The sequence below is a fragment of the Bacillus sp. JJ675 genome (assembly GCF_036963165.1).
GTDB classification, from domain to species: Bacteria; Bacillota; Bacilli; order Bacillales; family Bacillaceae; genus Bacillus; species Bacillus glycinifermentans.
In genome coordinates this window covers 1-14,116 of the sequence record NZ_JBALMR010000003.1, presented here as the reverse complement: position 1 = coordinate 14,116, position 14,116 = coordinate 1, and the positions used below count along the sequence as shown (strand labels likewise).

The following is a 14,116-nucleotide window of genomic DNA, read 5'->3' as shown; positions in this document are numbered from 1 at the left end:
CTTCATCCGCGACGTCCTGCGCGAATTTGATTTCATGGGTGACGACGACCATTGTCCAGCCTTCGTTTGCCAGGTCTTTCATGACCTTCAGCACTTCTCCGACCAGCTCGGGATCGAGGGCGGATGTAGGTTCGTCAAACAGCATCAGCTCCGGCTTGATCGCAAGGGCGCGGGCAATGCCGACGCGCTGCTGCTGTCCGCCCGAAAGCTGAAACGGATAAAGATCCATTTTTTCTTTAAGGCCGACTTTTTGCAAAAGCTGGATCGCTTCTTTTTTGACCTCCGCTTTATCGCGTTTTTGAACCTTGACGGGTCCTTCCATCACATTTTCGAGTACAGTGCGGTGCGGAAACAGGTGATACGCCTGAAACACCATTCCCGACTTTCTCCGCAGGCGAAGCAGGTCGGCCTGTTTTTGTTTCTTTGAAAAATCGATCGTAAAGTCGTCAAACGAAAGAATGCCGCGGTTTGGAATTTCGAGCGCGTTCAGACAGCGGAGCAGCGTCGTTTTTCCCGAACCGGAAGGTCCTAAAATGGCGATTACTTTTCCTTTTTCGATATTCAAATCGATCTTTTTCAAAATTTCGTTTTCACCGAACGATTTATTAAGCCCCTTGATCGAAAGCATTGTCTGATCCCTCCTTATTTGGCCACATACCGGTCCACGCGCCGCTCAACCAGCTGCTGAACGATCGCCAGCACAAAGCAGATGATCCAGTAAATGAATGCGGCTTCGATATAAATAACTAAAATTTGATCGAGATTGGCGGCGCCGATTTCCTGGGCTTTTCTGAACAATTCGGCGACCAGAATCTGCGATGCGAGAGATGTATCTTTAATCAAGCTGATAAATGTATTGGATAATGGCGGAATCGAAACGCGCACAGCCTGCGGCAAAATGACTCTTGAGAGCGCCGTCTTCTGGGTCATTCCGATCGAGTAAGCGGCTTCCCACTGCCCTTTTGGAACCGACAGGATGGAAGCGCGGACGATTTCTGACGCATAAGCGCCGACGTTCAATGAAAACGCGATGACAGCGCTTGGGAACGGATCAATCGTGACCTGAAACGCCGGGAATAGGTAAAAAATGATAAACAATTGGACGAGCAGCGGCGTTCCGCGGATCGCCGAAACATAAATGCCGAAAATCGCCCTTAAAATGCGCGATTTTGACATTCTCGCCAGCGCCGTAATGAGAGCGATGATCATCCCGAATATAAAAGAGAGAATGGCAAGGGGAATCGAATAATAGATTCCCCTTACAAAAATCGGCCAAAACGATTCCCGTACAAGATCCCACGGGATGGCTGTACCGATGGCCGTCTGAATATTATTGAGTAACATCTTCGCCAAACCATTTCTTCGCGATTTTAGAAAGCGTGCCATCCTCTTTCATGTCTTTAAGCGCTGAATTCACTTTGTCAACCAGCTCGCCGCTGCCTTTGCGGAAAGCGAAATGAGTTGTCTGAGGTTCGCCTGTTTCAAAAGCGATTTTCAAGTTTTTGTTGCCTGATGTTTTCAAATAGTTGAGCACTGCGAGCTTATCGTTGTATGTGAGGTCAACGCGGCCTTGCTGGATTAATTGGAAAGACTGGGCCATTCCTTCAACGCCCTCGATATTCGCGCCCGCTTTTTTAGCCAGGTCGTTGTAGTTGCTCGTCAATGATTGTGCCGCTTTTTTTCCTTTAACGTCTTTTTCAGATTTCAGGCTGTTGTTGTCGGCTTTTGTGACGACGACTGCCTGTGATGTTGTATATGGATCAGAAAAATCGTATTTGTCTTCACGGCCTTTTTTTCCAACCTGGTTCGCGATGACATCAAAGCGCTTTGAGTTAAGACCGGCAAACATGCTGTCCCACTGCGTTTCTTTAAACTCTGCTTTCAGTCCGAGGCGCTTTGCGACTTCCTGCATGACTTCAACATCGTACCCGGTTAATTTGTCGGCTTTTTTGTCATGGTATGTGAAAGGTTCGTACGTTCCTTCCGTACCGATGGTGAGAACGCCTTTATCTTTAATTTGTGACCAAAGGTTTTTGTCACTGCCTGTGTTTTTATTGTCAGCATTGTCACCGGAGGCTCCGCAAGCTGCAGCTACGGTGATCAAAAGCGTCATGAGAACTGCGAATATTGCTTTTTTCATTTTATTCCCCACTTTTCTTATTGGATTTATTTGATATGATTTTACTTAAGGGCCTTCCAAAAGTAAAGCATAAACTTTTTTTAGTATGAGTCAAGAAATACGTTTTTAGTGATGAAAATAAAGAAGCTTCATCCCCGTTCCCGATCAGGCCGGATCCCCCATTTTTTCAAACGGTATTGGAGGCTCTGCCTGCTGATTCCGAGCGACCGTGCCGCTTGGGATATGTTGTTGTTGCATTTTTTGATCGTTTTTTGAATAAAATATTTCTCGGCATTCTCGATCTGCTCTTTTAAAGGAGGAGCCGATCCGGAAGGCTGCTGGGCAAAAAGGTCGAAGCCCGGATGTTTTGGCAGCTTGTCCGATGCTTTCGATTTTGCCCGGTATTGCAAAGGAAGGTGCGTAAGATCGATCTTTTCTTCATATGTCATTAAATTCATCGCGCCCTCGATCAAATGCTCAAGCTCTCTGACGTTTCCCGGCCAATCATAAGAAAGAAGGAAATCGGCGACATCTTTTTCCAATCCTTTGACCTCCATTTGAAACAGCACATTGTATTTATCAATAAAATGGTTTGCGAGAGGGATGATATCTTCTTTTCTGTCTTTTAACGGCGGGACGAACAATGTGACGACGCTCAGCCTGTAAAACAGATCTTTGCGGAGCCGCTGGGCGCTGATGGCATCGACCGGATCTTCGTTCATCGTCGCGATGATTCTGACGTCGATCGGCGTGTCTTTTGAAGCGCCGATTCGTCTGATCGTTTTCTCCTGGATGGCGCGCAGCAGTTTCGCCTGCAGATTTAAATCGAGCGAGTTGATTTCATCAAGCAGCAGCGTGCCTCCCTGTGCCTGTTCAAAAAGGCCGGGGCGGTCGACTGCACCCGTGAACGCTCCTTTTGCCGTTCCGAATAAAAGGCCCTCGACAAGGCTTTCGGGGAGGGCGGCGCAGTTTTGCGAAATGAACGGACCTGTTGACCTCTGGCTTCCATTATGTATGCTTTGGGCAAACAGCTCTTTTCCCGTTCCGGTGTCTCCGACGATCAGGATGGATGAAGAGGTGCGGGTCGCCCGCTTTGCGTGTTCGCAGACTTCCGTAAACGCCGGGCTCGCGCCGATCAGGCTGTCGAATGTGTACTTCGCATTTTCCGTTTTATTCATATTATCCCTAATGAGCCGCTCCAGCTTTGTGACGTCTTTTGCAATCTCAATCGCACCTTTAATATTCCCGTCTTTCAAAATGGGAAACGTATGATTGACGGTTGTAATCTCCTGGCCCTTATTATTGAAGTATGTCTGCTTGACGTTTTTAATCGTTTTCCCGTACTGGAGAGCCTGGACGAGCGTACTGTCATGCTGATCGGCAAACGTAAACACGTCTAGCAGGTTTTTGCCGAGCACATCCTCGACATCCATTCCTTCGATTTGCATCATTTTATTGTTATAAACGACAGATGTGCCGTTTTCATCGACGATATGCAGACCGATATCAAGTTCATTGATAATCCGCTGAAAAATCAGCTTCAGCAGTTCAAAATCCCTTAGCACATGTATTTCCCCCTTTGTTTGAAACTGCTTTTATTGTAAGCCACGAGCGCTTCAGTGTGCAAAATTTTTATACATAGAAATTCTGCACTCCCTTTGAAAAGTGCAAAAATATTTGCGGCGGGACCGCCGGCATTCCTTCATAATTCGCAGTTTTCTCACTTGGCACGAAACTTGCAAATATGAAAGAGCGAGAAAGAAAAACAACATCTGGCTGTTGTCCACCACACAAGAAGGAGGAATCTGAATGACTGTTTTATCAAAGTCCGAAGAAATTATGAAGCAGACGGCACAATACGGTGCGAACAATTATCATCCTCTGCCGATCGTCATTTCCGAGGCTGAAGGGGCATGGGTAAAAGATCCTGAAGGAAACAAATATATGGATATGCTGAGCGCATACTCCGCAGTCAACCAGGGGCACAGACACCCGAGAATCATTCAGGCGCTGAAAGATCAGGCCGATAAAATCACCTTGACGTCAAGAGCTTTTCACAATGACCAGCTCGGCCCTTTCTATGAAAAAGTCGCATCATTGACGGGAAAAGACATGGTGCTGCCGATGAATACCGGCGCAGAAGCGGTTGAATCTGCGGTCAAAGCGGCGCGGCGCTGGGCGTATGATGTTAAAGGCGTTGCCGACAATCAAGCGGAAATCATCGCTTGTACAGGAAACTTCCATGGGCGGACGATGCTTGCGGTCTCTCTCTCATCAGAAGAAGAATACAAGCGCGGCTTCGGACCGATGCTGCCTGGCATCAAGCTGATTCCGTACGGGGATGCCGAGGCGCTGAAAGAAGCGATTACGCCTAACACGGCGGCGTTCCTGCTTGAGCCGATCCAAGGGGAAGCTGGAATCGTCATTCCGCCGGAAGGCTATCTTAAGCAGGCAGCCGAGATTTGCAAGGAGCATAATGTCCTGTTTATCGCCGACGAAATTCAATCAGGCTTGGCGCGTACAGGCAAGATGTTTGCCTGCGATTGGGAAGAAGTTGTTCCGGATATGTACATTTTAGGGAAGGCACTCGGGGGCGGCGTGTTTCCGATTTCATGCATCGCGGCAAACCGCGACGTTCTCGGCGTATTTAATCCAGGCTCCCACGGATCGACCTTCGGCGGAAATCCGCTCGCATGCGCCGTATCTATCGCCGCGCTTGACGTATTGGAAGATGAGAGGCTTGCCGAACGTTCTTTGGAGCTTGGAGAATATTTTAAAGAAAAGCTTTCGCAAATCGACAATCCGAAAATCAAAGAGGTTCGCGGAAAAGGCCTTTTCATCGGAGTTGAACTTTCAGAGGCTGCAAGGCCTTACTGTGAACGCTTGAAGGAAGAGGGACTGCTCTGCAAAGAAACGCATGAGACGGTTATCCGTTTTGCGCCTCCTCTTGTCATATCCAAAGAGGATCTTGATTGGGCCATCGCAAAAATTTCCCGCGTGTTGTCGAAGTAAGGCGAAAGGCTGAGCAATAAGGGGTTGTTCAGCCCGTTTTTTCGCCCGGTCTGCGAAAATTGTCAAAAATTGAAATATAAGGGAATGATTCAGAAGATTTAAAAAATAATGATTTTGTCGGATTTAAGGGATTTTAGTATCAGGTAGACGCATAAGGGGTGCATAATACAGGGAGAAGTATTTGAAGGGTGTGAAAGGTTTGAACCATGAAAAAGATCAACAACACACATTGAAAAGGACGATGAAATCGAGGCATTTATTTATGATCTCGCTCGGCGGCGTGATCGGTACCGGTTTTTTTATGGGAACCGGCTTTACGATCAGTCAAGCCGGACCCGTTGGAGCGATCCTCTCCTATTTGGCGGGCGGGCTGATCATGTATTTCACAATGTTATGTCTCGGCGAGCTTGCGGTGGCAATGCCCGTCTCAGGCTCTTTTCAAACGTATGCGACTAAGTTTATCGGACCGGCGACAGGATTTGCCGTCGGCTGGATTTATTGGCTCGGCTGGGCGGTCACAGCGGCTTTGGAATTTCTATCCGCGGGACAGCTGATGAATCGGTGGTTTCCCAATACGAGCGCCTGGATTTGGTGCCTGATTTTTTGCGGGCTGCTGTTTTTGCTGAATGCCCTGTCGGCAAAGGCTTTCGGTGAGGCGGAGTTTTGGCTGTCAGGCATCAAGATCATCGTAATTATTCTTTTTATCATTTTAGGCGGCGGAGCCATGTTCGGATTGATTGACATGAAAGGCGGACAGCCTGCACCGTTTTTCTCCAATTTCGTCGAAAACGGTATTTTACCAAACGGTTTAAGCGCCGTATTTATTACGATGATCACGGTCAACTTTGCCTTCCAGGGAACAGAACTGATCGGAATTGCGGCGGGGGAGAGCGAAAATCCGGAAAAGACGGTGCCGCGCTCTATTAAACAAACGGTTTGGCGGACGCTTGTGTTTTTCGGCCTGTCTGTGTTCGTGCTTGCGGGATTGATTCCGTGGAAACAGGCAGGAGTCGTGAAAAGTCCGTTCGTCGTCGTTTTTGATCAAATCGGGATTCCATATGCCGCCGATTTGATGAATTTTGTCATTTTAATCGCGCTGTTATCGGTTGCTAATTCGGGCTTATATGCATCGACGCGGATGCTTTATTCGATGGCTGAACAAGGGATGGCCCCTGTTTCGTTAAGCAGAGTCAATAAAAGAGGCATTCCGATGAATGCGCTCTTGATAACCTTGGGCTTTGCCGGATTGTCGCTTTTCTCGAAGTTTATTAAAGCTGAAACGCTGTATATGCTGATGCTGTCGCTGGCGGGATTGAGTGCGCAAATCGGCTGGATCACGATCACGCTGTCACAGCTGCTGTTCCGGAAACGGTATATAAAAGAAGGCGGAAAGGTCGAGGATTTGAAATTCAAAACGCCGCTCTATCCGGTGTTGCCGCTTGTAGGATTTATTTTAAACAGCACCGTGCTTGTGAGCCTTGCCTTTGATTCAGAGCAGAGAATGGCATTGATCTGCGGAGTCGTATTTATGTTATGCTGCTATATCGTCTATCATTTTTTTGTTAAAAAGCGCCGCGCGGCAAAGCCGCACGAAGAAGAAAGCTTTATGGTACTGCAAAAACAAAACGAACGATGAGGTGATGGCTGATGAACAAACAGATTTCTCTGATTGGAATGCCGATGGATTTGGGACAGGCAAGGCGCGGCGTCGATATGGGACCGAGCGCCATCCGCTACGCAAGCATTGTCGAACGGATAACCGATTTGGGGTACGATATCGAGGATCTCGGGGATGTGCCGATCAACCGCGATCAGCCTAAACATGATGAGGGATTAAAAAATTTGGCATCTGTTTTGGAAGGCAATCAAAAATTGGCCGATATTGTCGACCATGTCATCGAAAAAGGCCGCTTCCCGCTCGTGTTAGGGGGAGACCACAGCATTGCTATCGGGACTTTGGCCGGCGTTGCAAAGCATTATCAACAGCTCGGCGTGATCTGGTATGATGCGCATGGAGATTTGAACACCATCGAAACGTCGCCGTCCGGCAATATCCACGGCATGCCGCTGGCCGTAAGCCTCGGCCTGGGTGATGAAAAGCTCGTCAATCTTCACGGCTATGCGCCGAAAATCAAGCCGGAGCACGTCGTCATCATCGGCGCCCGCTCCCTTGATGAAGGAGAGCGCGAATATATCCGCAAAACGGGCATGAAGGTGTATACGATGCATGAAATCGACCGTTTAGGGATGACGCGGGTCATCGAGGAGACGATTGAATATTTGTCAGCGGACTGTGACGGCATCCATTTAAGCCTCGATTTAGACGGGCTTGATCCAAACGATGCGCCGGGAGTCGGAACGCCGGTCGTCGGCGGCATCAGCTACAGGGAGAGCCATTTGGCGATGGAAATGCTTTATGACGCAGATATCATCACGTCCGCCGAATTCGTCGAAGTCAACCCGATATTGGACCATAAAAACAAAACCGGCGAAGCGGCCGTCGAACTGGTCGAGTCGCTGCTGGGAAAAAAACTGCTGTAAACAACAAGAGCGCATCATGTGCTTCAGGCTGCCGTGAAAATCGGCAGCCTTTTTGATCTTCTCTTCAAAGGACGGTTTTAATTCCTGAGCAAACAAGTTCTCCTTTGGCTATGTGTGCGAAGGGGCTTTTTCTCTTTCCGAACAATCTTTTCTATCATTTGGTGATGGACGAGAGTGTGTTAATATGCGGTCTAATATTCTTTTAGTAAAAGGCATACAGTAATTAAGTATTAGCCCCCCTAAACATACGGTTAGCAAAGTTCCAACGCCGATTGGTCCATTGAAAACCACTGCCATAACCAAGAATACGAGGTAAATGAATGTTCTCGAAAAAAACAGATTTGTTCCAGTTAATTCTTGTATGATTAATGTTAATCGGTCAATTGGAACCGGTGCAAAATTTGCGTGCAAATATGTTGCTGTTCCTAATCCGATAACAACTAAGCCGATTCCAAAACAAACAACTTTGCTGTACCATCGGTCCGGTGTTACAAAAAAGTGCAATAAAAAAAGCCACATATCAATGCCGATACCCGTTATAAATGCTGTCAACAACCCCAACACTTCCGGTCTTTGTCTTTTTAAAATTGAATTACAACATATCAACATGAAAGCTATAATGATTTCCCAACTTCCGACAGTCAGCCCCGCATTTACGGACAGTCCCACCAAAAGTGCGTCAAAAGGTGAAGCTCCAAGATCTGATTGGACCGTGAAAGAAATACCAAGGGTTAGTATTAAAATTCCCAATACATAAAAAACATATTTCACTTTGCTCGACCTCTTCACTATGATTTTTATTGCAAATACAACAAATTTGGGTTATATTAAATGTACGCCATTTTTATTGTATTTGCAACAAAAATATGTACTATGGAGGTCATTATGAAGGAAATTCTTCGTGAAATTGGAATGATTGCCAGGGCATTGGATTCTATAAGCAATATCGAGTTTAAAGAACATGACCTTACAAAAGGGCAATATTTGTACCTTGTCCGAATCTGCGAAAACCCGGGAATCATTCAAGAAAAGTTGGCCGAAATGATTAAAGTAGACCGGACAACCGCAGCCCGTGCAATAAAAAAACTGGAAATGAAGGGCTTTATTGAAAGGAAAGATGATGAATACAACAAAAAAATAAAAAAACTTTATCCAACAGAAAAGGGAAAAGAGGTATTTCCTTTTATAAAAAGAGAAAATGTTCATTCGAATCGTGTCGCATTAGCGGGATTTTCCGAAGAAGAAGCGGAAACCATTTTCAATCTTCTTCAAAGAGTAAGAAAAAATATAGAAAAAGACTGGGAATTTGTAAAAAAGGGAAACAAGAGAAACTATTGATAAAGGAGCGCCATATTGAAATGACGATCAATATAAAAAAGTGTACCCGTGAGGATTTGCGCAAACTTCAAGAAATTAGTTATGAAACATTTAATGAGACATTTAAGCATCAAAATTCACCCGAAAATATGAATGCCTATTTGGAAAGGGCGTTTAACTTAAAACAGTTAGAAACAGAACTATCCAATAGTTTTTCTCAATTCTTTTTTGTTTATTATCATAATGAAGTCGCCGGATATTTAAAGGTCAATATCAATGATGCCCAGTCTGAAGAGATGGGTGATGAATCACTTGAAATCGAGAGGATTTATATAAAGAACAATTTTCAAAAACACGGGCTTGGTAAATATCTGCTAAATAAAGCTGTGGAAATCGCACAGGAGTTCAACAAAAAGAAAGTCTGGCTAGGCGTGTGGGAAAAAAATGAAAATGCGATTGCTTTTTACAAGAAAATGGGGTTTGTTCAAACTGGAGCCCATTCTTTTTATATGGGCGATGAAGAACAAACGGATTTTATCATGACGAAAACAATCATATAACTTTTTTTAAAGGGGAGGGGATGATTATGTATATTCCAAAATATTATAAGGTTACAAATGCTGATGAAATTTGGGACTTTGTACAAGAAAACTCTTTTGGCACGATTGTCACGACAGAACGAGGGAAACCGATTGCCACTCATTTGCCATTGGGATTAAATAAAAAAGGTGATGATTGCTATATTACTGGGCATGTGGCTTATGGAAATCCCCAGTGGAGAACATTTGAATCCTGTGAAGATGTGCTTGTTATGTTTCAGGGGCCGCACGCTTACATTTCTTCTTCTTGGTATGCGCATGAAGAAGTACCAACATGGAATTATCAAGCCGTCCATGTATATGGTAAAGCAAGCATTTTAGAGAAAGATGAATTAGTAGAGGAATTAACAATCATGATGGAAAAATACGAAAAACATCGAGAACATCCAATTTTATGGGACAAACTTTCTCCTCAACTCTTAGAAAGTCAACTGAAAGGTATTGTTGGATTCAAGATTAAGGTGGGAGAAATTCAGGCAGCATATAAATTAAGTCAGAACCGAAATGAAACGGATTATATGAATATCATTGATCAATTACAAAATGAAGGAAATCCAAATTCGAGACAGATGGCAGAAGTGATGGAAAAAAGATTAAAAAACCGAAGCCGCCCGCTTTTATTAAATCCTCAGGATGCAAAAATACGGAGCTGTCATATTGGCAGAGCCGCTTCCGCGTTAGTGGAAGAAGAAATGTTCAAAAAAAGCCTGTATCGGTAATCTGCGATACAGGCTTTATCTATCGGTAACTAAATGTTCTTAAAACAAAGCCAAAAACTCCTTCACAGGCTTCGGCAAAAAGCTGTTTGCCCGCCAGACGACCGACGGTGTCAAAATAAACGGGTTGTCTTTTATCTCCAGCGTCTGAACGTGCCGGGCAAAATGCTCAGGCAGCATCGATAGCGGCAGAATCGTCGCCCCGAACCCCGAGGTGACGAGGCTGAGGAGCGTTGTGGAGTCATGGCACTCGCAGACGACCTTCGGCTCTGCGCCTGATTTTTGAAAAGCTTCGACGACCTTGTCGTATATACCTTTTCCATCTGACGGCCTAAGCAGGATTAACGGCAGTTTTGAAATTTCTTTCATGTCGGCTTTCCCGCTGAGGCCGTATGATTGATTTCCCGGAAGGACAAGCTTGCAGGGGATGTCGGGAAGACTTTTCGATTCGACGTTTTTGCTGTAAAAAGGAGTTGTCGTAATAGCCGCGTCAATCTGCCGGTTTTCCAGCAGTTTGTGAAGCCGTGAGGGCTCTCCCTCCCAAATATTAAACAGCAGGCTGGGATATTTCTCTCTGATCTGCGACACTTTTGACAACAAAAGCGCGGCACAGTAGATCGTTGAGCCGACGGCAAGCGTTCCGGCGACTTCCTCGCGCAATTCCTGCACTTCGAGAATCGAATCCCGAAGCTTATGCAAAATGTCTTTCGCCCTTTTATAAAAAACTTCCCCTTCATAGGTCAGTGTCAGACTCTTCTTTTTGTTGCGGTCGAATAGCACGACTCCGAGTTCTTCCTCCAATTGCTTCAACTGTCTGGAAAGCGGCGGCTGGGCGATATGCAGCTGCTTTGCCGCCGCTGTAATTTTTCCTTCCTCCGCAATCGTGACAAAGTATTTCAACTGACGGATATCCATTTTCGGGAACACTCCTTTTTATACCTTAAAAGTATTATATATAGATATTATAGATATTTTCAATATGGTAATTAGAGGCGTATCATTTGAATTGGAGGCATCACAGAAGAGAAAGGAGGACGCATATGAAGATCATTGTCGGAATAACGGGTGCAACGGGCGCCGTTTTTGGCGTGCGGATGCTGGATTGGCTGAATAAAGCCGGCGTTGAGACGCATCTTGTCATCTCTCCGTGGGCCGGCGCAACCATCCGGCATGAAACGGGGTACACCGTAAAGGATTTAGAGGCGCTCGCTTCTTTTACGTATTCCCATAAAGACCAGGGAGCCCGTATTTCGAGCGGTTCCTTTCAAACGGACGGAATGATTGTAGCTCCGTGCAGCATGAAAACATTGGCCGGCATCCGCACGGGGCTGGCGGACAATCTTTTGACCCGTTCGGCGGATGTCATGCTAAAGGAACGGAAAAAACTCGTTCTGTTAACAAGGGAAACCCCGCTCAACCAAATCCATCTCGAAAACATGCTTGAGCTGACCAAAATGGGGGCGATGATTCTCCCGCCCATGCCGGCTTTTTATAACCATCCCCAAAACTTGACTGAAATGGTCGACCATATCGTATTCCGGACGCTGGACCAATTTGGGATCCATCTGTCCGATGCAAAGCGCTGGGAAGGAATGAAACAGAAGACATAAGGAGGACAACAGAATGGCATATCAAGACTTTAGAGATTTTTTAAACACGCTGAAAAAAGAAGGACAGCTTCTTGAAGTTCAGGAAGAGGTGAAGCCGGAACCCGATTTGGGAGCCGCCGCACGCGCCGCCAACAACCTCGGAGACAAGTCGCCCGCTCTTTTATTCAACAATATTTACGGCTACAACAATGCTCAAATCGCGCTGAATGTCATCGGTTCCTGGCCGAACCACGCGTTGATGCTGGGCCTTCCAAAAGACACGCCCGTCAAAGAACAATTCTTTGAATTTGCGCGCCGCTATGACCAGTTTCCTGTCAAGGTGCAAAGAGAGGAGACGGCGCCGTTTCACGAAAACGAAATCACAGAAGACATCAACCTGTTTGACATACTGCCGCTCTTCCGCATCAATCAGGGCGATGGCGGCTTTTATTTAGACAAGGCCTGCGTTATTTCCAGAGACGTTGAAGATCCGGAACACTTCGGCAAGCAAAATGTCGGCATATACAGACTGCAGGTAAAAGGAAAAGACCGCCTCGGCATTCAGCCCGTCCCTCAGCATGACATTGCGATCCACTTGCGCCAGGCTGAAGAACGCGGCGAAAACCTGCCTGTTACGATTGCGCTCGGCTGTGAGCCGGTCATTACAACAGCGGCATCCACACCGCTATTATACGATCAATCGGAATACGAAATGGCAGGCGCATTGCAAGGCGAACCTTACAAAATCGTCAAATCAAAACTGTCTGATTTAGATATCCCATGGGGAGCGGAAGTGGTTCTCGAAGGTGAAATTCTGGCGGGCGAACGGGAGTATGAAGGTCCGTTCGGCGAGTTTACCGGCCACTATTCAGGCGGACGCAGCATGCCGATCATCAAAATCAAACGCGTCTACCACCGCAACAACCCGATTTTTGAACACCTTTATTTAGGCATGCCTTGGACTGAGGTTGACTACATGGTCGGCATTAATACATGTGTGCCGCTCTACCAGCAGCTAAAAGAGGCATATCCGAATGAAATTGTCGCGGTAAACGCGATGTATACGCACGGTTTGATCGCCATTGTCTCAACAAAAAGCCGCTACGGCGGATTCGCTAAAGCAGTCGGCATGCGCGCGCTGACAACTCCGCACGGCCTCGGCTACTGCAAAATGGTGATCGTCGTTGACGAAGACGTCGATCCGTTTAACCTTCCGCAGGTTATGTGGGCGCTATCGACGAAAATGCATCCAAAACACGATGCAGTGATCATCCCGGATCTATCCGTCCTGGCGCTTGATCCAGGTTCTGAACCGGCGGGTATTACCCACAAAATGATCCTGGATGCCACAACACCTGTTGCGCCGGAAACAAGAGGGCACTATTCACAGCCGCTCGATTCCCCTGTCAACACGAAGGAATGGGAAAAGAAATTAATGGATCTACTACATCGATAAGATAGGAGAGTGTTTTACTATGCATACATGTCCACGCTGTGATTCGAAAAAAGCGGAAACCGTCAGCAAGTCTCCGGTAGAAGGTGCATGGGAAGTCTACCAATGCCAGCACTGCTTTTTCACATGGAGATCATCAGAGCCTGAGACGATCACAAACCCGGAAAAATACAATCCGTCGTTTAAAATCGATCCGGCCGAAGTCGAAACGGCCGTCCAAGTTCCGGCCGTTCCGAAACGAAAATACTAAAGGCGGGTGTCCGGCATGCCATCTCAAATATCACGCGAACTGCTGGAGCTGCTGGACGGCAAAAACCTCGCTTCTAAACGGTGTGAAGCGATGATGCTGCAAACCGTCACAGAAGACGGCTGGCCCCACACCGCCATGATCAGCGCCGGCGAAATCCTCGCCCTGAACGAGACCGATGTCCGCCTGGCTCTCTGGCAAGGCACGAAAACAACTGCAAACATCGCCCGAACAGGCCGGGCGATGCTCGTCACATGCTGGAAAGGCAAAGCCCATTATGTCAGGCTGTCCTTGTCCGAACTGCCCGAACTAAAAAATGCAAAATACCAGAGAGCACGATTCTCAGGCACCGTCGAATCGGCCCGGGAAGACATCGCAAAATACGCAAACATCATCTCCGGGGTTCAGATTGAGTTAAAGGATGAGGCTGCCGTTTTAAAGCGGTGGGAGGAAACGCTGGAGGAATTAAGGAAATGAAGAAAAGGACCATGGTACGCCATGGTCCTCAGGCTGTCGAGAAAAT

At 46.7% G+C, this 14,116-nt stretch carries 15 protein-coding genes and 1 pseudogene; 10 read left to right on the top strand and 6 right to left on the bottom strand.

The window, feature by feature from the left end; translation table 11 throughout:
* The 4 genes from V7126_RS00300 to V7126_RS00285 form a co-directional block, all read right to left on the bottom strand.
* A partial coding sequence (locus V7126_RS00300; protein ID WP_335495908.1) for an amino acid ABC transporter ATP-binding protein occupies positions 1 to 628 on the bottom strand: 628 nt, incomplete at its 3' end.
* A 14-nt stretch (positions 629 to 642) separates the two neighbouring features.
* Complete coding sequence (locus V7126_RS00295; protein ID WP_046130956.1) at positions 643 to 1,344, bottom strand: amino acid ABC transporter permease; 702 nt, start codon at positions 1,342 to 1,344, stop codon at positions 643 to 645.
* Positions 1,331 to 2,140: a cystine ABC transporter substrate-binding lipoprotein TcyA gene (tcyA, locus tag V7126_RS00290; protein WP_046130944.1), complete on the bottom strand. Its 810-nt coding sequence runs from the start codon at positions 2,138 to 2,140 to the stop codon at positions 1,331 to 1,333. The genes V7126_RS00295 and tcyA overlap by 14 nt, the downstream gene beginning before the upstream one ends.
* A gap of 128 nt (positions 2,141 to 2,268) precedes the next feature.
* Positions 2,269 to 3,684 (bottom strand): sigma-54 interaction domain-containing protein, encoded by a 1,416-nt coding sequence (locus V7126_RS00285; RefSeq protein ID WP_335495904.1) that lies wholly within the window; start codon positions 3,682 to 3,684, stop codon positions 2,269 to 2,271.
* Between the two features lie 244 nt (positions 3,685 to 3,928).
* Between V7126_RS00285 and V7126_RS00280 the strand changes: the two genes are divergently transcribed.
* From V7126_RS00280 to rocF, 3 genes are all read left to right on the top strand, one after another.
* Positions 3,929 to 5,131, top strand: a complete 1,203-nt coding sequence (locus V7126_RS00280; RefSeq protein WP_046130946.1) for an ornithine--oxo-acid transaminase — start codon at positions 3,929 to 3,931, stop codon at positions 5,129 to 5,131.
* A 241-nt stretch (positions 5,132 to 5,372) separates the two neighbouring features.
* Positions 5,373 to 6,767 (top strand): amino acid permease, encoded by a 1,395-nt coding sequence (locus V7126_RS00275; RefSeq protein ID WP_373688003.1) that lies wholly within the window; start codon positions 5,373 to 5,375, stop codon positions 6,765 to 6,767.
* 11 nt (positions 6,768 to 6,778) lie between these two features.
* Positions 6,779 to 7,672: an arginase gene (rocF, locus tag V7126_RS00270; protein ID WP_046130947.1), complete on the top strand. Its 894-nt coding sequence runs from the start codon at positions 6,779 to 6,781 to the stop codon at positions 7,670 to 7,672.
* Positions 7,673 to 7,780: 108 nt separating this feature from the next.
* Here rocF and V7126_RS00265 read toward each other — a convergent pair whose 3' ends face one another.
* Complete coding sequence (locus V7126_RS00265) at positions 7,781 to 8,443, bottom strand: YczE/YyaS/YitT family protein (RefSeq protein WP_335495901.1); 663 nt, start codon at positions 8,441 to 8,443, stop codon at positions 7,781 to 7,783.
* 114 nt (positions 8,444 to 8,557) lie between these two features.
* Here V7126_RS00265 and V7126_RS00260 point away from each other — a divergent pair, with 114 nt between their 5' ends.
* From V7126_RS00260 to V7126_RS00250, 3 genes and pseudogenes are all read left to right on the top strand, one after another.
* Positions 8,558 to 9,010, top strand: coding sequence for a MarR family winged helix-turn-helix transcriptional regulator (locus V7126_RS00260; protein WP_335495899.1), 453 nt, complete (start codon positions 8,558 to 8,560; stop codon positions 9,008 to 9,010).
* Between the two features lie 20 nt (positions 9,011 to 9,030).
* Positions 9,031 to 9,549 carry a GNAT family N-acetyltransferase gene (locus V7126_RS00255; protein WP_335495896.1) on the top strand — a complete coding sequence of 173 codons (519 nt, stop codon included), beginning with the start codon at positions 9,031 to 9,033 and terminating at the stop codon, positions 9,547 to 9,549.
* Positions 9,550 to 9,575: 26 nt separating this feature from the next.
* Positions 9,576 to 10,193 (top strand): annotated as a pseudogene (locus tag V7126_RS00250) (FMN-binding negative transcriptional regulator); the annotation flags it as partial.
* A gap of 153 nt (positions 10,194 to 10,346) precedes the next feature.
* On the opposite strand, the gene V7126_RS00245 reads toward V7126_RS00250, so the two are convergent.
* On the bottom strand, positions 10,347 to 11,219 hold the full coding sequence (locus V7126_RS00245) for a LysR family transcriptional regulator (protein ID WP_046130950.1): 873 nt from the start codon (positions 11,217 to 11,219) through the stop codon (positions 10,347 to 10,349).
* Between the two features lie 125 nt (positions 11,220 to 11,344).
* Here V7126_RS00245 and V7126_RS00240 point away from each other — a divergent pair, with 125 nt between their 5' ends.
* The 4 genes from V7126_RS00240 to V7126_RS00225 are packed head-to-tail and all read left to right on the top strand — an operon-like array spanning position 11,345 to position 14,070.
* On the top strand, positions 11,345 to 11,914 hold the full coding sequence (locus V7126_RS00240; protein ID WP_046130951.1) for a non-oxidative hydroxyarylic acid decarboxylases subunit B: 570 nt from the start codon (positions 11,345 to 11,347) through the stop codon (positions 11,912 to 11,914).
* A gap of 13 nt (positions 11,915 to 11,927) precedes the next feature.
* The gene (locus V7126_RS00235) at positions 11,928 to 13,349 is read left to right on the top strand and encodes a non-oxidative hydroxyarylic acid decarboxylases subunit C (protein ID WP_046130952.1); all 1,422 of its coding nucleotides are present in this window, start codon (positions 11,928 to 11,930) and stop codon (positions 13,347 to 13,349) included.
* A gap of 19 nt (positions 13,350 to 13,368) precedes the next feature.
* Complete coding sequence (locus V7126_RS00230; RefSeq protein ID WP_046130953.1) at positions 13,369 to 13,596, top strand: non-oxidative hydroxyarylic acid decarboxylases subunit D; 228 nt, start codon at positions 13,369 to 13,371, stop codon at positions 13,594 to 13,596.
* A 15-nt stretch (positions 13,597 to 13,611) separates the two neighbouring features.
* The gene (locus V7126_RS00225; protein WP_335495890.1) at positions 13,612 to 14,070 is read left to right on the top strand and encodes a pyridoxamine 5'-phosphate oxidase family protein; all 459 of its coding nucleotides are present in this window, start codon (positions 13,612 to 13,614) and stop codon (positions 14,068 to 14,070) included.
* The last annotated feature ends 46 nt before the right edge of the window (positions 14,071 to 14,116 follow it).